Source organism: Paracholeplasma morum, from assembly GCF_016907055.1.
GTDB classification, from domain to species: domain Bacteria; phylum Bacillota_I; class Bacilli_A; order Acholeplasmatales; family UBA5453; genus Paracholeplasma; species Paracholeplasma morum.
In genome coordinates this window covers 1-19,093 of record NZ_JAFBBG010000019.1, presented here as the reverse complement: position 1 = coordinate 19,093, position 19,093 = coordinate 1, and the positions used below count along the sequence as shown (strand labels likewise).

Sequence of the window (19,093 nt, the reverse complement as noted above, 5' to 3'; positions counted from 1 at the left end):
TTTTTTAAGTATTTGACATCCTCCGAGCTATAACCTTTTTTTAAACGTTCTATTTCTACTTTAAGCATGAGTATTTCATGCTTTAAAGACTCAATTGATGCTTCTTCTTGATTCGTTGGTATTTTATCTCTTATTTTTCTTTTGGTTATTAAACCACTGATCCCTTCTGTTTGATACTTCTCTACCCACTGTCTTTGTGTTTTGGTAGCGACGTTGTATTCCCTCATAATGGATTTTTTACTGATGTGATCATTTAATATCATCTTAACAATCTTTAGTTTGAAGTCAACACTATACTCATTCATAGGCTTTCTGCTCCTTATATTTTTATATTATACAATATGTTCTTTTAGGTGGTACCTATGTGTCCCACTTTTTCGTAGCAGAGCATAGTTTAAAATTCTGAATATAGGGAAAAAATCTCCTTTCTGCATGTAAAAAAGGCTTGATACTATTGTATCAAACCTATGCTTCTTATATGGCGGAGAAAGAGGGATTCGAACCCTCGCGGCGATTTCTCGCCCTACTGGTTTTCGAGGCCAGACCCTTCAGCCGGACTTGGGTATTTCTCCAGCAAAATGATTATAACATACCTTTATAGTAGTTTCATCCTATTTATGTAGATTTTAAGCTAATTATGTTAAAGGCTCACGCAATCTTGCGTGAGCCTTTATCTATTAGATTATCTTGATTTAACGTTATTAACCATTGTTGTGATTTTATCAATCCAGTCTTGATCGATATTGGCTAAAGGTGTCCCTTTATATTTAACAACATCTGTTTCAAGTGGTAATGGATAATAAGTTTGATTGGCATATGCCCATTGGTTTAGCCAAGTGTCTTCATCACCTAAGTGAGATACGATTAAATCATATGACTTTTGTAGAGGTGTTGCATATCCAATTGCACTAGCGTTTAAATAAGCAATCTCAGGTCTTAGTAGAAAGTCAATGAACTCATGTGCCGCATCAACATGTCTAGCTTTTTTTGGAATCACTAAAGCATCCATGAAAGCAATGGTATTTTGCGGAATATAAATATCAAATGTGATGTCTTCTAAGGTATCACCAGCATCTAATCTTGTGTATAACATATCCAGGAAGTCACCAGTGTAGGTGAATGCCATGTCGAGGTTGTTAGCAACGATGCCTTTTTTCAAGGTATCAAAACCCCATTCTGTGAATCCTGCATTCAACAATGTATCATAGGCAATATCGATTGTTTCTTCCGTGATTACATTTGGATCTAAATTGTTATAAAACATAGCAGCTGAATAGGCAAATCTAGGGACGTTATACATCGCGACCCTTGTCCCTGCAGGACGGAATTGCTTATCAAAGTACGCATCCCAACCATGAGTTAGGACCGCTTCTTCTAACCCAGCTTTTTGTTTATTATAAATGATTCCGAATGTACCCCAGAAATAAGGCACTGCATAACGTTCATTATTCAAGAACATTTCGCTTTGAATACCTTTGACCCCTTCCATGAAAGGGTTGTTGACTGGATCATAGTTTGTTAGTTTCGTAAAATCAATTTCTTGAAGTAAGTCCTTCTCATACATCTTATGAATCATATAATCTGAAGGAATCACTAAATCATAAGCGGTTGTTCCACTTTTGATTTTCGAATAAAAGAGTTCGTTTGAATCTGCTAAATCTTGAACAACTGTGTAGCCAGTTTCTTTTTCAAAAGCAATTAATACTTCTTCGTTTAGGTATTCACCCCAGTTTAGCAATAACAAAGTCTTTTTGTTATTACAGCCACTTAGAATGACTAATCCTAATACGACAATAGCCATTAGGTAGAGTTTCTTTATATTAACCATGGTGTTTTGCTCTCCTTTTTTGGAAGAAGTGATTGCCAAGCAGTAACCCTAATGTAACTACCGTTAAAGCAGTTGAGTAAGCATAGACAGATGGTGTTAGTGAACGTCTACCAATTGAACCGTATACCCAAATTGAAAGGTTATTAAAGCCGTTTCCTGTAGTATAGTAAGATATGACAAAGTCATCTAAACTCATTGTGAATGCTAATAACATCCCTGAGAAAATACCTGCTTTAATTGCTGGAATGACAACTTTAAGTAGTGCTCTATAAGGTCTAACCCCTAAATCGAGTGCCGCATCCATTAAGAATTTGTCAATTTCCTTTAACTTAGGCAACACTGAAAGTACGACATAAGGTAATGTAAAGAATAAATGCGCCAAAATCATTGTAAATGGTCCAAAGAAATATGGGAATACTGGTAATACAAGTGAGAATATAAGCATTAATGAAATACCAGTGATAATATCTGCGTTCAATACTGGGATATTATTAAGTAACATCAAGCTTTGACGTTTTTTCTTTTCAAACGCGTTAATCCCAATCGCAATAAATGTTCCAAGTATGGTTGCAATCAATGTGGCTGTAATACTGACAATAAATGTATTGATAATAGCCCCACGAAGCATACGGTTAGAAAACATATTGAAATACCATTTTAATGTGAAGGATTCAAATCTAGTGATATCTGTACTTGAGTTTACAGATTGAACGGCAAGTGTGAAGATGGAGATATACATCATGATAACTGTAAATACAACTAATGCATTTCCTAAAACATGGAATACTTTTTTTAAGTGTTTACGATCTTTATACCCATACTCTTCAAGCGTAGCTTTTGGATAGTTATTGGTCATAATAATGTTTCTCCTTCCTTATCAGTCTTACTAATGATTAGGATGGATCCTAAAATGAAGAACAGAATAATAATTGCAAGCAATGAACCAAAGTTATAGTTCATGTTTCTAAATGATTCTTCAATCACGTTACCAATTAATACGATGTTTCCTTTACCAAGTATTTGTGGAATGGCAAACCCAGATAATGTTGGCAAGAATACTAAAATAGATGCCGATACAACGCCTTTAATCGATAATGGGAAAATAACCTTCCAGAACTTTTTCATTTCTGGTAGTCCTAAATCTAGCGCTGCTTCTTCTAAGCTATAGCTGATTTTTTCAAGGGCTGTATAGATTGGTAGTATCGCAAATGGTAAATAAGTAAATACTAACCCAATAATGACTGCAAGTGGTGTTCCTTTGATTCCGATGGATGCAGTTATGCCTATGCGAGATAATAAATCTGTAAGGATGTTATTATGTTCCATAATGTTTCCAAGGGCTTCTGTTCTTAGTAAAAGATTGGACCACATTGGAAGAATCAGCATGGTTAAAATTAAAAACTTATTATTAAACTTTGATTTGAATATACGGTATGCAACAAAGTACCCTAAGACAACAGAAATCACGGTTGCAACAAAAGCATATAAGAAACTATTTCTAAACGCAACAAGTGTGCTTCTTTCGGTTAGCAAGGTAAAACTTTCTAGTGAGAAAGACATTTCATCAAAGGCAATCCCTTCAGATTTCAATACTGAAAGAATGACCATCACAAAGACTGGAACAAGTGCCAGTATATAAAGCCAATAAACATAAGGTTTGGCTAAATTTCTGAAAGATTTATTATTCATTCTCAGTAACCTTCATCAAATGAATTTCATAAGCATCGACTTTAAGACCGATAGGTTCACCTACAGCATAGTTTTCGTAAGTGTTAACCATTAATTCAACGTTGTCAACGACAACAGTCAATTCATTATGAACGCCTTTGAAGATGGATGAAGTTACAATGCCTCTTAATTTAGCTTTATCTAATTCCACCACGTCAAAGTCTTCTGGTCTAATCACGACATCGACAGTTTCCCCATTTTTAAATGTGTAACCTGTACAGTCAAAATCTACACCCATAAAGTTCACTAAGTCTTTCTTTAAATAAGTTCCTCTAATGATGTTAGATTCCCCAATAAATGTTGCAACATAGCGGTTCACTGGTTCATTATAGATGTGTCTTGGTGTTCCCATTTGTTCGATAACCCCTTGACGCATGACAACAATTCTGTCTGACATTGTCATTGCTTCTTCTTGGTCATGGGTAACGAAGATAAATGTGATACCTAGTTGTCTTTGCATTTCTTTCAATTCATATTGCATGTTTTGTCTTAACTTTAAGTCAAGTGCTGCAAGTGGTTCATCCAGTAATAGGATTTTTGGTTTATTAACAATCGCTCTAGCCAAAGCAACTCTTTGTTGTTGTCCACCAGATAATTGTGTTATTTTTCTGTTCTCAAAGCCTTTTAAACTAACCATTTGTAGTGCTTCTTTTGAAGCATTATAAATCTTTTCTGTAATCTTAGCTTTAAGTTGTTTTTTGGTAACTTCTGTTACGTTCAAGGTTTGTTTAATTTCATTATGGAGTTTTTCTTCCCCAAAGAAACTAATCAAGTAGCTTAATGGCCTGTTATTTAGTCCGAATGCGACGTTATCGATCACGTTTAGGTGAGGAAATAGTGCATAGCTTTGGAAGACTGTATTAATAGGTCTTGCGTATGGAGGTAAGTCATTAAAGATTTTACCGTTAATGATGATATCTCCCGAATTAGCTTTTTCAAAACCACCGATCATTCTAAGTGTCGTTGTTTTTCCACACCCAGACGGTCCCAACAATGTAATAAACTCATTTTCATAAATCTGTAAACTTAAGTCGTTTACAATCACATCATCATCAAACTTTTTAGTTACGTGAGACAATTCAATAATAACTTTTTTTTCCAATCCTGGATCCTCCACAATTCGTTATTTTACGAGATATTATTATATATCAAATTTTTCGTTTTGCAAGTGGTTTTATCGAAGAATTTTCATATATTTTTTGAGATCACTTTTTTAAAAGAATCAAAAAGTTATTTTATCGCTTTACTATGCGATTGATATGCCATTAGACACCTATGAAAAAAAAACTAGAAAATCCTAGGTTTTTTTAAGTCGTCAAATACGACCGGAAATGATTTTAAAAAATAAAAAAGTCCGTAAACGGACTTGTGTAATTTTTGGTGCATTCCCCATATATACAAATACAAGAAAGCTAGGTTAATTCTTATAAATCTAATGACATAGGTAAACTAATATATCTGTGTTTCAAGTAAAACATTAATACCTTTGATTCAAATAAATCTGTGAAGCTTTTACGACTTTAAATCAAAATCTTTAAGTAAGTGAACCCTTAAATCCCGATAAACAAATACAGTAATTCATGACATGCATCTAAACTACAAAATCTATATATGGGGAATACACTTACATTATACCCGTGAATGGATGGTTTGTCAAAAATCGATCAAAAACTACTCAACGAAGCTGCAAGTGATATAAACCAAACGGCATAAATCAATCCAGGGACAAACATAATCATCAAATAGGTTAGTTGCTTAACCGTTCGTTTTCTTAAAAAAGCGATAATACTATAAAAAATTACAAGCGGCGTCATAAGGTAAAAACTTGCGATAGAGAGTACCGGTAATAGTTCAAGAAAAAAAGACTTATTTGACAAAAACAAGTTGTAGAAAAACAAACTTGATACAATCAGGTAGACATAGAAAACCTTTTTTTGAACTGAATCCCTAAAAAAATTTGACATAAATGTAATACTCCTTTATTCGATTTCTGTTCTACTTCATTTGGACAAACTATTATGGTAACATCTTTCGGATCATCTCTTTACTCATAAAAAAACATAAGGACCCAATCGCATTCACCATAATAACCACTTTTTATCCTTTTTTACGCGTTTTTAAGTTTCTAATGAACACGAGACGTTTAGGCACTAAAAAGCTCTACAATACTCAAAATTATATGAATCTATTTGTCTACACTTCTACTCAGTTTAAACCACTCTTTTCAAACTGATTTCTTCTTATTAGATAAAAAAAGGCCTGGTTACGAAAAATCAGCCCAAAGAATGCAAAATGGTGGAGGCTAAGGGGATTGAACCCATGACCCCTTGCACGTCAAGCAAGTGCTCTCCCGCTGAGCTAAGCCTCCAACTGTTACTATTATAAAGGATAACACAATTTTTTCAAAGTGTTTTTGATGATATTTTGTCAAAAAATGATTTAAAGTAATAGTCTATTTGCATAAGTAAAAGAGGCTTCTTTACAAGCCGTTATTAATAATCTTGTCATATAAGCGAAAATATCTAGTATTCCACTGTTTCTCCACTTAACTCAGGATGCATTTCAAAGCGATTTAGCCTACGATTAATGTACGCCTCAGCATCTCTAAACGTTGAAAAATTAATTCTTTGATTAATGACTTTGTCAACAACCAAAAACTGATTGATTCTTTTTTGATAAATAACGCACACTATTTTACCTCTATAGTCTCTAATCTCTTCAATAGGATACGTTCTAAAGGCAAGAACAAGAATTAGTAAAACAAAAACTCCAAATATAATGATATAAGTTCCCATACAACCTCCATTATTGATCTATTTATCAATAACTTACTCTTACATGAATAGTATACATTATATTATTAGTATTTGTAATAGCTATATTATAGAAAAAAAGAAGCCGAACATTATTCGTTCGGCTTCAAATATGAGTTATTTGAGTTTATTATTACAAGAAGAATAGCATTGAAAGAATAAACATAAAGATAACACCTGCAACCATTGGAACTGCTGTACGTTTAACAATCTTAAATGGTGATTGTTTAGTTGTACCTGCAACGATTACGATTACAGCTGATACTGGAGATACCGCTCTTAATAAGTTACCTGCTAAGCCCATTGGAACAGTGACCGCATATGCGCTGATACCAGCTGCTAATGCAAGAGGAGCCATTAATGGAACCATAGCATAGAATAATGCTGTACCTGAACCAGATAGTAAGACAATAACTGCTGTTAAGATTACTAAGATTAATGGTAATGTGAAGCCTGGAACGTTTGCTGTAGTCATCACTTCTTGTAAGTGAGCAATAATGCCTACTGCTTTTAGACCTTCAACGAATACACCTGCCGCAACTAGTAATGCAACGATACCCATTGCGTTACCCATACCTTTAAAGAATGATTCAGTTCCATCAAGTACTTTTCTTGGATCTCTTCTACGGATCATTTCAGCAACGATAGCGATGATGAATGAAACGATAGATACAAGTTCAACTGACATTGCGATGTCTTTTGTACCAGGAATAATGTTATATAAGTATAGACCTAATAGAATAACAATTGGAAGTAAAGGTAATAATGTGTAGACAGTCTTGAATAATGCGCCGCCTTCAACTTCTTTAACTTCTTTTAAATCTAGATCATCTACGTTAACAACGCCGTTTGCAATGTCTTTCTTATCAGCAAATTTTTGCCAGAAATAGTGAACTGCAGCCATCAAGAATAGTGTTGGAACAGATACGATTGCATGGTATTGGAACACGTATTTAGCAACGTCAATACCTAATTCAGCTGCGATTGCAACGTTATCTCCACCTAGTGGTGTTGGCATAACGGTTGCAGTAGTTGCGATAACTGCAGCAGCGGTTAGCGTACTCATACCAGATTTTCTTAATACTGGATATAAAGTAGCCAATAAGATAATTGCCAAGTTAGATGCACTTGGAATTACTAGTGATAATAAGTTACCAAGTAAGAATACAATTGGAACTAAAATCCATGCTGAATTGATGCGTTTAAGTGGTTTAGTCAATGTATTGACAGTCACTTCGTTAGCACCAATGGCACTCATGTATGCTGTGTATCCACCAAGAATTAAAATGATGAACCCAGCCGCTGGCAATGTCTTCTTAAATTGATCAATGATCACATTGAATGGCGCCATAAACTCACTAAACTTAGTGGTAGGCAATTTCCCCATCAACATTGCAACAATAATTAATACCATCCCTACGCCAATTAGCGTAACTTTAATGTCTAGTTTTTTAAGCAGCATGTATACTACTGCTGCTACAGCAAGAAGACTGGCTGCGTACATAACTACTAAATCCATAATTTCCCCCTATTGTCTAATATATGACTTAGTTGCACTTCTTGAGTGCATTTAGTAACCATTCTGAAAACATTTCTTGGTTAATATCCATACAAACCGTTACATTCGGTTCTTTTTTCAAATAACCTTTCAAATCTACTAAAGTTGCTCCAGCTGTCGCTGTGCCATCCGTTTCAACTGAAACATGTGTAAATACTGTTTCATACATTTCTTTTTTAAGAAGATAAGCCATTGCACAGGAATCATACATCTTTAATCCTGTTTTCAATGAACCCCCACGATATTTTTGGAATAAGGCATAGATCATTTCACCAGTTCTGTTTTGTGCTTTGATCTTCAATGAGTCTTCATGATAGACTAAAGCTTTCCAGCCTACATCTAATCCTGCCATTACAATTTTTAACCCTGATTCAAAAACAATTCTTGCCGCCTCTGGGTCAAAGCCAACGTTAAATTCTGACATGACGCCATAATTTCCTCTACCGGCACTACCACCCATTAATACGACTTCTTCGATGTTTTCCTTAACTTCAGGATACATAGACAATAGTAAAGCAATGTTTGTCAACGGTCCAATTGGAACCAATGTAATTTTTTCTTTGGATTCCATGATGACTCTTCGCATCGCAAGCACTGCATGTTCCTTAAGTAACAAGGATGTGTCTGGTGCACCAAACTCATAGCCATCCATACCGGATTCACCATGAACGTTTGAAGCATTCTCTTTAACTCTCATTAAAGGTCTTAAAGCCCCTTTAGCAACTGGAACTTTTTTGCCCCAGAATGTTAATAGTTTTAGTAAGTTATTAGTTACTTTATCCAAACTAACATTCCCAGCCACTGTGGTCATCAATTTAACATCGAGTTCTTCTGAGAATAACGCGATGCCAATTGCAACTGCGTCATCAATCCCTGGATCGGTATCGATGATGATTGGTCTTTTACTCATTGTTTTCCTCCATTATCTTATAGATTTGACTATAATTACCCATTGCATTTTCAACCCCGACATGTAAGCAAGCATGTGCTCCTGATGCGGATGCAATCTTCATCATGGTTTTAGTGTCGTACCCTTGACAAATGGCAAAGGCTAGCCCCCCCACGAACGCATCGCCTGCGCCAGTTGTGTCGAGTACGTTTATATTAAATGCAGCCACTTTTTGTACTTCCTGTGGATCTAAATAGACTGCACCGTCACCACCTAATGTTACAATTAGTTTTGATACACCTTTTTCTTTAAAATAGGCATAGACCTTTTTCGCATCTTCTAAGTTGTTTGGATAAATGCCTGAAAGAATTTCTGCCTCTGTTTGATTAACAATGAAATAATCCACATATGGATAAAGTGAATCATCGCTATAGTTAGCAGGTGCTGGATTTAAAATCGTAACCATTCCAAGTTCCTTAGCACGTTTCAAGCCTCTTTTAACAATGTTAAGAGGAATCTCAAATTGAGTAATGAAGACATCGCCTTCTTTACCATTTATGGCATTTTCGACTTCTTGTTCATCTAATGCATGATTGGATCCCTTATATAATATAATGCGGTTGTCTTGATCGGTTCTTGTAATAAATGCTAAACCAGTCTTGGTTGGTTTAGTAAACACATGATCAATATTCAATCCTTTTTCAGATAAGTAATTTCTAGCTCTTTGGCCAAACATGTCATTACCAACTGCAGAAATCATTTCTGTGTTGCACCCTAACGCTACGGCTTGTAATGCTTGGTTAGCACCTTTGCCACCAATATTTTCAATAAGGTTCGTTCCGGTTTTGGTTTCGCCTTGTTGAGGCATCTTATCAACCGAAATACCTAGATCGATATTGATACTTCCCAGGACCACTACTTTTCTACTTCTTTCGCTCATAAAATAACACCATCCCACTTCCAAATCCTTCACTTGGTCTTTCAATGAAACCGAACTTTTTGTAAAACTGTTCTTTACCAGGTGTAGACATCAACCCAACATAGGCTTTTTCTGCAGCATGTTTGTCAATGTAATTAAATAAATCCTCCATCATGAGTTTGCCAACACCCTTGTGTTGATACTCAGGGATTGCGACTACATCTTTGATAAAGAATGCCAATTTGTTGTCACCAACGATTCTTGCAATTCCAACTGGAGTGCTGTTATCGTATGCAACAACGCTATATAATGTATGCTTTAAGGCATATTCAATATCTCTATCCTCATAAGCAATAAATGAGGCTGTTTCACGTATTTTGTTGTAAATTTCCACTGTAAGTCCGTTTGATTCTAACCTGATTTTCATGTGTCACCTACTAGGTAAAACGTTTTACCTTATCTATAACCTTATATTATCAAATAATGTAAACGCTGTCAACCCCTATTATATAAAAAAATTAAAGGCGCAACAAAAACGCCTTTAATTCAGTGTTGGTTTTAATATTATCTTAGTTTCTGACTTCTTCTTTTGGAGTTGATTCATTAACATCCCTACAGATTCTCTACCCAAGTCTTGAACGTTTTGCTCAACTGACGGTAACGTTAATCCAAGCATGCTTGAGAAATCTAGTTTATCGTATCCGACAACTTCGATGTCTTCAGGAACCATTTTATTACGTTCTTTGAATCGTCTAATCACACCATACGCCATGAGGTCGTTTGAGGCAAACACAGCATCCGCTTTAAGATCAATAATCTTGTCACCAGCTTGATAGCCACTTTGGAAACGGTAATCCCCTTCAATAACGAGTTCATCTTCTAAAGGAATGTTTGCTTCTTCCAAAGCTTTCTCATACCCTCTGTAACGTTGTAGACCATTTAAAGAGCCTGTTTTTGATGTGATACATGCAATACGTTTATGATGTTTCTTAATCAAATAGCGTGTAGCTAAGTAACCACCTAATAAGTTATCGAAATATACTTGAGGGCAATCACACTCTTCAAACACACGGTCAACCAAAACAAAAGGTGTTTTTAAATCGTCAAACAATCTTAAATATACCTCTTTATGTGACTCGGCATCATTAGACAGTGTTAATAACAATCCATCCACACCACGGTTAACTAAGTTTCTAATCAACTTCACGTCATTTAAGTGATCATCATTACTGTTAACCAAAATGAGTGAGTATCCAAGTTTTCTAAGTTCATCTTCTACTTTTTTAGCAAGGGCACTGAAAAAGAGGTTTTCGATATCTGGTATCAATAACCCGATGGTGTTAGACTTTTTTGTAACAAGGTTTCTTGCTGTAAAATTAGGTTGATAGTGATATAGTTCAGCAAGTTTTTTAATCTCGTTCTTTTTGGATTCTGAAATTCTCGAAGGCTTGTCATTTAAGACCAATGAAACGGTTGTTACTGAAGCATTTGCGAGTTTTGCTAAATCTTTTATGGTGATTTTCATCTAAAAACCCTCCTAATTACTATTATAGCCGTAAAAAAATAAAAAAACAAAAAAATCGTTGAAATAATCTTTTTGTTTATTTTTTTCCATCATTTGTCTTTTTGATAAGCCAATCTAAGATTATCCATAGGCTTATCCAATTTAATCACACCACAGTAAGAAAAACCCATTTGATCTAATAATCGTTTCATTGGGATATTCAGTTCGTGGGTGTCGATCCTAATACTATCTCGATTCATATTATATAAATTATAATTGATCATTTGTCTGGCAATGCCCTTGTGTAAAAACCCCTTATGAGTAGCGATTCGATGAATGACTTTATAAGGTTTTTCTGACAACCACTTACCATCAATCACCTCATAAGTAGATTCGTAGTCAAACACACTCATCACACCAATAATCTTGTTTTCTTCTTCATAAACGTATAATGCATCCTGTGCTAAATCATTATTAACCGTCTCTGCTGATGGGTATCCATCTTGCCACTGTGAAGACCCATAGCTTCGCATGAAGCTTCTTGCATGTTCATAAATTTCTAAAATAGAATCTTTGTCATTAATGGTTGCTAAACGAATCATAAATTCTCCATATATGTCTTAAATGCGAACATATCTTCTTCTGTCTTTTTCATAAATGTGAATTTGTCTTGCCCTTCATCTTTTGAAAACTGAAAAGTAACTTCCATACTCCAGAGCGTTTTATCCCCATTTTCTGTAAACGTTGATACACACTTGTTTTTAACATCCCCTAAAAGGTAGTTTTGAGTAATTGAGTTAGGTAAATCACATTTTGAGATGGCTTCTTGCATGTAAAACACTCTATCGTTATATTTATAAGCAAGTTCAACCAAAGAATCCTCGTGATATAAAGATCCCTTTAGCAATCGATAGCCAACAAATTCTGGTTCTTGATAATATTTAAACTGATCATAATCAATAAAGGTTTCAACCACTTTTTGTCGGTTTACCCCTATTTCCATAGATATTCTATATGAAAAAGAGAACACTTATTCCACCGCTCTTTCAACGTATTCTTGATTTAGAACAATATTTAAGTTGTTGTTGATAACGCGTAAGTCATCAATAAAAGCTTTTTGATTAATACTTTTTTTCATGTTGATTAAGTAAGTAAGTTCAAAGGTTGATCCAAAGTCAGTGGTTCGAACTTTTTTGAGTTTGTAAAACTGTAAATACGTACCAAATACCTCATCAAAAGCACCAATATAGTTTAGGTTTTCAGGGATGATGATTTTCAGTTTCGCATGATTATCTTTAATTTCATCGAGTTTAAGCAAGGCAATTAGGGCTAAAATTGCCATAATGAATAACGTAATGATAACTGCAAAAGTGACATAACCCATTCCCATCGCAAGTCCAATCGCAACGGTTGAGAATACGTATGCAATGTCTTTGGTATCACTTATAGTCGTACGGAATTTGACAAGTGTGAATACACCAGCTAGACTGAAAGCTCTAGCAATGCTGTTAGATACCAATAGGATGATAATTGAGATAATTAAAGGCATCAACACAATGGTAATGAAAAATGAACGATCATACCCTTCTTTTCTTCTTAAGAAAGCGAGTAATCCGCCTAGAAGCCCTCCGAGAATCGTCGTTACGATCAAAATGATCAAAAATGTCTGAACCGTCAATATTTCAGTATTTAAGTAAATGACTAATTTATCCATTATATCCTCCTAATGTGTTTTGATATGCTCTACCGTATTTCGAAAAACGGGTAGGTTTTATGTTCAATTCAGAAAGTATTCTCACAAGCCATAACGGGAAGTTCATGCTGGATTTGATTTCCATAATGACCATGTCTTCGTCGATTATAGGTGTCAAATCCTCTAACCCCTTTTCACTATAGGGTGCGGTTTTCATATTAATGTCAAATGTGATTCTTAATATGTTATTCTCACTTTGCCAAGCAGTTCTTTCATACAATAAGAACGTGCTTGGAAGCACATTAATGTGTTTTAAATAATACATTATTTCATTATCTATTTGTGTTGGACTATCTACGGTATAGAGACTTGATTTAAGTAGTTTCTGATAACCATCAAAATGGATTTTTTGTCTTCTCTTGTGAACTTGTCCTAGAGATTTATGTTTCATTTCAAGATAGATATCTGTAGATTCTAAGACTGGATAATCATAAAATCTTAGTCGCAACTTAGATTTGTATTTGGGTTTTGATAGCGAATGCCTAATAACCTCATAATCGAAGGTATCAAAGTAAATGTTATATATTGAGTAGGCACTATCTTTTGAATATGAATCCTTTGCTAAATAGTCTTGGAAGCGCGCCTCTAACTGTTTTTTGACATCCATTGTGATTAAGTACTTTTTCTCGTATCGGTTAAATAAGAGTAGACTCATTACAACATCCCCATCGTCCTAAAGATTACAATGGATAAAAATATGGTTATAACGGATAAAATCGAGGTCCAAACAACTAATTGCGAAGCCAGCATATCATCTCCGTCCATTTGAGAGGCCATAACAGCCGATGATACTGCCACTGGAGACCCAAAAAGAGCGATCATACCAGGAATATAGGCTTCTTTCATTGTTACAGATGGAATGATTAGTGATGCTACATAAAGCACTGTAAACCCAATTATTGGTGCGAACACTAACCGTCCTATAACCCCGATTGAGATATCTTTAAATAAGGTTTTAATCGCTTTAAATTTAAATTGTCCGCCTAATACCAATAACGCAATTGGTGAAGCGGTTTGAGCTATTTTCTCAATCGCATCATACAAGAAAGGAATATCTCTTTCAATATAGAATAACGGTTCGCTCTGATTAATCATTAACAGTTCTCTAAATACCAAAACCAATAGCCCAATCATAACCCCAATGATGAGCGGATTTTTCATGACATTGATAACAATTCGCTTCTTATCTATTTTCTCACCATTTGTCATAAACATGGATAGAGAAATAACGGCCAATATATTAAAAAATGGGATTGTAAAAGCGGATAATACCGAAGCGATTGCTGTAGATTCAACGCCACCTAATGCTTCTGCAAGAGGCAACCCAATAATCGCAAAGTTAGATCTAAATATGCATTGTAACACAACACCTTTACGATTGTTTTCTTTAACAAATACCATCACGATTAACAACCCTAAGAAGAATACAATCAATCCACCTAATAGTGCGATAGCGACTATCATTAAGTCAATTTCCTTTAAAGTTTTTATTCGATAGATGTTATAAAATAACAAGACAGGTAGTGCTACAAAAAACACATACTTGTTGAGTTTCATTAAAAACTCAGAATTGAAAAACCTAATCCTAGATAAATAATACCCAAGAATAATAATCATTACGATTGGAAATACTGCATTTACAGCAAACCAAAGTGTCTCCATAAAAATAACCCCATTCCTATTCAATACAATTATAACAACATCCTGTGTAAAAAACACCCTTTGATTCAAGAATAAGGTATAATATGATTAGGTGATGTTATGGATAAAAAAGAATTGTATGATCAATTAAAAGCATATTTAGATTCCAACAAAGAAAACCTGACCCATAAAGATCAAAAGATTCATCTTGAACGGAGTCAAAAGTACTTTAGTCCACAAGATGGGTTTTCTAAGTTTGAGGTATTCTTTGAGATCCTCAAAATCAAACTAAGCTATGTTGAAGCCGTCTACCTTTTAGATAAACACCATTACCACTTTGACAAAACCAGTCAGTTTGACTTAATTGTTGAATACTGCATCAAAGAAGGCATCTATGAGATTCATAAAGTCAATGATTTACTTATGAACTTCATTGGTGAAAAAATCAATACCCCTTAAACCATAAAAGACACTCGTATCAATTGGTACGAGTGTCTTTTTTTACTTATCTAGTGGAAGTGGTTCAAAACTAAATCCGATAGAGTCTTCTACTTGCATCGCGAAGCATAGACCTCTAGCATCGGTACTTACACCATACTTAGAAGTAATGGCCTTCATCAACGTTTGGCGTTGTTCATCTAAACATACAATCATTAAGATGTCCTTTTCTGGATGAATAGTGATGCCAAAGAATTTTTGTTTTTCAGTTGAGATTGAGCTTCTACCATGAATGATGGTTCCACCTCGTGCACCGGCTTTTCTAGCTTCAGCCATGGCTTCATAAGCATAGCCGTGATTACATATAAATAATATTACAGACTGCATATTAGTTGTCCTCCATCAAATCTTGGTATAACCATTCGTATCCAAGTTTACCTATTGTGCTAACATCCACTGTGAAACTTACCCCAAAAGTGCTTTTAGAGAAGTTGAACTTTTCTTCTAAACTGTCCATAATTAAGTGGGCATCATTTCCATCCACTAAACTAAATATGACTTCTTTGTCTTGATCGCCTAGTGATAACAACTCAAGCATCTCTGTCGGGGCAGTCCCTTTAGCTTTTAGAATCGTCTGAAAATGGATGATCCCCTCTTGGATGACATTACACACCTGATTGGCCTTTCCATTAGGAACGATTGTGATTAATAGTTTCATCATAGTATATCACCCCTTCAACTCAATGATTTCATCATCTTCTTGACGTTTAATTCTTCTAGCATGTTTCTTAGAAGCAATTAACCCAAGCGACTGTATTGTAATTAGTGGTGCCATTGCAACAAAAGCAACCAGTCCAAATGCATCTAATAGGACATTGGATGTCTCAATCACATCCGATGCACCAAGTGCAAATGGCATTAGAAAGGCGGAGGTCATTGCTCCTGAAACCGCACCACCCGAATCAAACGCAATCGAAGAAAATATGTTTGGCGTGAAAAAGGTTAATAATACCGTTATCGCATACCCTGGTAACAGGATCCACCAAATACTAATACCTGTAACCACTCTTAGTAATGCCAACCCAATCGCGACAGATACCCCTAATGATAGAGCCACCATCATGAACTTTCTATTAATTGCCCCCGCACTAATCTCTTCAACTTGTCTGTTTAGTGCAACGACACTTGGTTCAGCTGATACAACTAAAAGCCCTAAGAGCATGCCAAGTGGGACTAAAATCCAACTAGCTTCTATCCCAAAATATCTTCCGATGTAAGTACCAATATTTACTAAACCTGCATTAGCACCGGTTAAAAATAATACAAGACCCACATAGGTATATAAAAATGCAATTAAAATTTTAATGACTCTTTTTTTTGAAAACTTGAATGCGATTATTTGAAATACTGCGAAAAATCCAATGAATGGCAAAATAGCGATTGCCATTTGAATGATGTTAAGTACTAAATACCCTTTAAAAGTTGTTGATGTATCCATAATTGGGATACTAGGTGTAACAAATAACCCCATGATTAAGACACTCATAATCGGTCCAATTGAGGCTATTCCTATAAGACCAAATGAATCTTCCTGAGAGGCTTTATCACCTCTGGCATGTGATATACCAAACCCTAAAGACATGATAAACGGCACTGCCATTGGGCCTGTTGTAACACCGCCTGAATCAAATGCGATGGGTATGAACTCTGGTTTAAATAATGAAACCACAAAAGCAATCGAAAATAATAGCCCATAACTAATTATAAAAAGCGTTCTTAGTTTCATTTGAAACAAGATTCTTAGTAAAGCAATAATCACAAAGATACCTACACCAAGTGCAACCGATATGATTAAGGCTGGTTCTGAGATTACCGATTTAAACTGATCAGCCAACACCCATAAAGCAGGTTCAGCAATGGTAATCATGAAACCAACTAAAAACGCAACAAAGATAAAGATCGCAATCGATTTTTTCCTAACAATGTAAATGCCGATGTCTTCAGCAATTGAAACCGTTGAGGCAATCGATCCAATTTGAAATAACGCAAGCCCAAGTACCAAAAACACAATACCCACAAGGAAATTGATTGTGTCACTTCTTCCAATCCCGACAATTGGGATTAAAATTAAAATAATGACAGATACAGGCAGAACAGCTAGAAAAGATTCTTTGATTTTCGCATATAAAATACTGTTCTTCATCGTATCACCTCGTGTAAATAGAATAACTTATTGGCGCATTTTTAACAATAAAAAATGCGAATTTTTTTCGCATTTTTTCATCATTACTGATTATCAACCTTACTTCTAGATATTAAACTCAGTCCAAAGTTTAGAAGTATTCCTAAAATTGAGGCAAATGCTAACGCTGGAAGGTTTGCTCCAAACATCGGAATCGAACCATTAGGAAACGCATACGTACCTCCAAGTCCAACAATAAGTATTACCGCGATAATCCCTAAGTTTTTCGAATCGAACATATCGACCTTCTTCTCAATGAGAATCGCCACCCCTTGTGCAGCAATAACCCCAAACAAATATATACTTGCGCCACCAATAACGGGTTGAGGAATGGTATAAACCAAATTCGCTAATGGCGTAATAAACGCCAATATCATCGTAATCACAGCGGCACTACCTAATACCCAGACAGAAAAGTTCTTCGTGATTGCCATGGTTGAAATGTTTTCGCCATAGTTTGTGCCGGCTGGACCACCTACTAAAGCTGAAGCGATATCTCCAATCCCATCACCGATTAAGTTAAGACCGAGCTTACTCTCTATTTCATATCTAGTGACGCCTTTTTCTTTGGCTAAGTTATTAATATATAAATCCAGTTGATATAAATGTGCTGTGGATTCTGGTATTGTGGCAAGCGCAATCGGCATTATCGAAATTACAGCAGCCCATGAAGGGATGGGTAATGTAAAGTGCGGCACACTCACAAAGTGATTTGAAAGCAGATTGGAATAATCGATTAAATCTACACCAAATCCGAAATCGACAATTAGTGCAGTTACATACCCTAAAAGTATGCCAAATAATATCGGCAGCTGAGATAGTACACCTTTTTTGAAAACCACGGTAAACACGATAATACCTAAAAGTGTCACGAGTGAAACAATCCAAAATCCAGTAACACCGTTTGGATTATTTACCCCAAATCCTGAAGCCTGACTTAGTGCAGTTCCTGCAAGCGATAACCCAATGATCATTGCAATTGGACCTGTTACAACCGGTGGTAAGATTCTTTCAATTTTGGATGCACCAAACTTACTTATCAATAACCCTACTCCGATCGAAACAAGACCTGACATCATAATCCCGAACTGTGCCTCTCCAATTAAGTTATTGGATGCAACTGTCCCATATTCTGCACCTGTAATCCCTACAATCGCAGCGATATATGAGAAACTACTGCCATAATAAAGGGGGATTTTACCCTTTGTCACTAGAATAAAGCATAACGTAGCAAATCCACTCGCAAATATCGTGGTTGAAATATGAAACCCTGTTAATAGCGCAACCAATACCGTTGCTGGAAACATAACCAATATGTGTTGTAACGCAAACAACACCATCTTCATGAAACTTGGTCGTTCATCTGGTAGATACCCTGTAACGACACGCTTAACTCTTTGCATAGACCTTCTCCTTTTTTGGTTTTAGGCCATTTAACAAAAAAGACACCCAGTGGTGTCCTGAACAGCCTCTTGTCAAGTAGACACGGTAAATAATATAAAATTAGATGGCCATATACCTATATTCTAAAGGTGTATGGCTTTTTAATTTACGTTGAATTCTTTCTTGATTATAGAACTTAATGTAATCTTTAATTGCTTTTGTGAGTTTTTCTGATGAATCAAACGTTTCTAAATAATACATTTCAGATTTGATGATGCCCCATAAGTTCTCGATTGGTCCATTATCAATACACTTACCTACTCTAGACATACTTTGCACCATATTGTGTTTATCTAATAGATTTTTAAATGATCTGCTCGTGTATTGAAATCCCCTG

Annotated in this window: 23 protein-coding genes and 2 tRNA genes; 1 reads left to right on the top strand and 24 read right to left on the bottom strand. The window is 35.4% G+C overall.

Annotation, left to right across the window (positions count from 1 at the left end):
• The 19 genes from JN09_RS07140 to JN09_RS07050 all read right to left on the bottom strand — a co-directional run.
• On the bottom strand, positions 1-305 hold a 305-nt coding region (locus JN09_RS07140; protein WP_204434363.1), incomplete at its 3' end, for a helix-turn-helix domain-containing protein.
• 174 nt (positions 306-479) lie between these two features.
• A tRNA-Ser gene (locus JN09_RS07135) sits at positions 480-572 on the bottom strand.
• A 110-nt stretch (positions 573-682) separates the two neighbouring features.
• Positions 683-1,828 (bottom strand): ABC transporter substrate-binding protein, encoded by a 1,146-nt coding sequence (locus JN09_RS07130; protein WP_204434361.1) that lies wholly within the window; start codon positions 1,826-1,828, stop codon positions 683-685.
• Positions 1,821-2,684, bottom strand: coding sequence for an ABC transporter permease (locus JN09_RS07125; RefSeq protein WP_204434359.1), 864 nt, complete (start codon positions 2,682-2,684; stop codon positions 1,821-1,823). Before JN09_RS07125 ends, JN09_RS07130 begins: the two co-directional genes overlap by 8 nt.
• Complete coding sequence (locus tag JN09_RS07120) at positions 2,681-3,517, bottom strand: ABC transporter permease (protein ID WP_204434357.1); 837 nt, start codon at positions 3,515-3,517, stop codon at positions 2,681-2,683. The genes JN09_RS07125 and JN09_RS07120 overlap by 4 nt, the downstream gene beginning before the upstream one ends.
• Entirely contained in the window at positions 3,510-4,658 is a 1,149-nt protein-coding gene (locus JN09_RS07115) for an ABC transporter ATP-binding protein (protein WP_204434355.1), read from the bottom strand. The genes JN09_RS07120 and JN09_RS07115 overlap by 8 nt, the downstream gene beginning before the upstream one ends.
• A gap of 562 nt (positions 4,659-5,220) precedes the next feature.
• On the bottom strand, positions 5,221-5,520 hold the full coding sequence (locus JN09_RS07110; RefSeq protein ID WP_204434353.1) for a hypothetical protein: 300 nt from the start codon (positions 5,518-5,520) through the stop codon (positions 5,221-5,223).
• A 329-nt stretch (positions 5,521-5,849) separates the two neighbouring features.
• Positions 5,850-5,924, bottom strand: a tRNA-Val gene (locus tag JN09_RS07105).
• 154 nt (positions 5,925-6,078) lie between these two features.
• Positions 6,079-6,351 (bottom strand): hypothetical protein, encoded by a 273-nt coding sequence (locus JN09_RS07100; protein WP_204434350.1) that lies wholly within the window; start codon positions 6,349-6,351, stop codon positions 6,079-6,081.
• A gap of 151 nt (positions 6,352-6,502) precedes the next feature.
• Positions 6,503-7,888 (bottom strand): C4-dicarboxylate transporter DcuC, encoded by a 1,386-nt coding sequence (gene dcuC, locus JN09_RS07095; protein WP_204434348.1) that lies wholly within the window; start codon positions 7,886-7,888, stop codon positions 6,503-6,505.
• Between the two features lie 28 nt (positions 7,889-7,916).
• Positions 7,917-8,837: a ribonucleoside hydrolase RihC gene (rihC, locus tag JN09_RS07090; protein WP_204434341.1), complete on the bottom strand. Its 921-nt coding sequence runs from the start codon at positions 8,835-8,837 to the stop codon at positions 7,917-7,919.
• Complete coding sequence (locus JN09_RS07085; protein WP_204434340.1) at positions 8,830-9,756, bottom strand: ribokinase; 927 nt, start codon at positions 9,754-9,756, stop codon at positions 8,830-8,832. The genes rihC and JN09_RS07085 overlap by 8 nt, the downstream gene beginning before the upstream one ends.
• A complete protein-coding gene (locus JN09_RS07080; protein ID WP_204434338.1) occupies positions 9,740-10,162 on the bottom strand; it encodes a GNAT family N-acetyltransferase in 423 nt (140 codons plus the stop codon). Before JN09_RS07080 ends, JN09_RS07085 begins: the two co-directional genes overlap by 17 nt.
• 114 nt (positions 10,163-10,276) lie before the next feature.
• Positions 10,277-11,260 carry a LacI family DNA-binding transcriptional regulator gene (locus JN09_RS07075; protein ID WP_204434336.1) on the bottom strand — a complete coding sequence of 328 codons (984 nt, stop codon included), beginning with the start codon at positions 11,258-11,260 and terminating at the stop codon, positions 10,277-10,279.
• A gap of 89 nt (positions 11,261-11,349) precedes the next feature.
• Positions 11,350-11,841, bottom strand: a complete 492-nt coding sequence (locus JN09_RS07070) for a GNAT family N-acetyltransferase (RefSeq protein ID WP_204434334.1) — start codon at positions 11,839-11,841, stop codon at positions 11,350-11,352.
• Entirely contained in the window at positions 11,838-12,242 is a 405-nt protein-coding gene (locus JN09_RS07065; RefSeq protein ID WP_204434333.1) for a hypothetical protein, read from the bottom strand. Before JN09_RS07065 ends, JN09_RS07070 begins: the two co-directional genes overlap by 4 nt.
• A 27-nt stretch (positions 12,243-12,269) precedes the next feature.
• The gene (locus tag JN09_RS07060; RefSeq protein WP_204434331.1) at positions 12,270-12,953 is read right to left on the bottom strand and encodes a DUF4956 domain-containing protein; all 684 of its coding nucleotides are present in this window, start codon (positions 12,951-12,953) and stop codon (positions 12,270-12,272) included.
• A complete protein-coding gene (locus tag JN09_RS07055) occupies positions 12,946-13,647 on the bottom strand; it encodes a polyphosphate polymerase domain-containing protein (RefSeq protein WP_204434329.1) in 702 nt (233 codons plus the stop codon). Before JN09_RS07055 ends, JN09_RS07060 begins: the two co-directional genes overlap by 8 nt.
• A complete protein-coding gene (locus JN09_RS07050) occupies positions 13,647-14,654 on the bottom strand; it encodes an AEC family transporter (RefSeq protein ID WP_204434327.1) in 1,008 nt (335 codons plus the stop codon). The genes JN09_RS07055 and JN09_RS07050 overlap by 1 nt, the downstream gene beginning before the upstream one ends.
• A gap of 99 nt (positions 14,655-14,753) precedes the next feature.
• On the opposite strand from JN09_RS07050, the gene JN09_RS07045 reads away from it, so the two are divergent.
• A complete protein-coding gene (locus JN09_RS07045; RefSeq protein ID WP_204434325.1) occupies positions 14,754-15,092 on the top strand; it encodes a hypothetical protein in 339 nt (112 codons plus the stop codon).
• Positions 15,093-15,134: 42 nt separating this feature from the next.
• Here the strand turns inward: JN09_RS07045 and JN09_RS07040 are convergent, their stop codons facing one another.
• The 5 genes from JN09_RS07040 to JN09_RS07020 form a co-directional block, all read right to left on the bottom strand.
• A complete protein-coding gene (locus JN09_RS07040; protein ID WP_204434323.1) occupies positions 15,135-15,458 on the bottom strand; it encodes a hypothetical protein in 324 nt (107 codons plus the stop codon).
• 1 nt (position 15,459) lies between these two features.
• On the bottom strand, positions 15,460-15,789 hold the full coding sequence (locus JN09_RS07035) for a hypothetical protein (protein ID WP_204434321.1): 330 nt from the start codon (positions 15,787-15,789) through the stop codon (positions 15,460-15,462).
• A gap of 9 nt (positions 15,790-15,798) precedes the next feature.
• The gene (locus JN09_RS07030; RefSeq protein WP_204434319.1) at positions 15,799-17,274 is read right to left on the bottom strand and encodes a DUF1538 domain-containing protein; all 1,476 of its coding nucleotides are present in this window, start codon (positions 17,272-17,274) and stop codon (positions 15,799-15,801) included.
• 83 nt (positions 17,275-17,357) lie between these two features.
• Positions 17,358-18,716 carry a uracil-xanthine permease family protein gene (locus JN09_RS07025; RefSeq protein ID WP_204434317.1) on the bottom strand — a complete coding sequence of 453 codons (1,359 nt, stop codon included), beginning with the start codon at positions 18,714-18,716 and terminating at the stop codon, positions 17,358-17,360.
• Between the two features lie 100 nt (positions 18,717-18,816).
• Positions 18,817-19,038: an IS3 family transposase gene (locus JN09_RS07020; protein WP_084145138.1), complete on the bottom strand. Its 222-nt coding sequence runs from the start codon at positions 19,036-19,038 to the stop codon at positions 18,817-18,819.
• Positions 19,039-19,093: the final 55 nt, after the last annotated feature.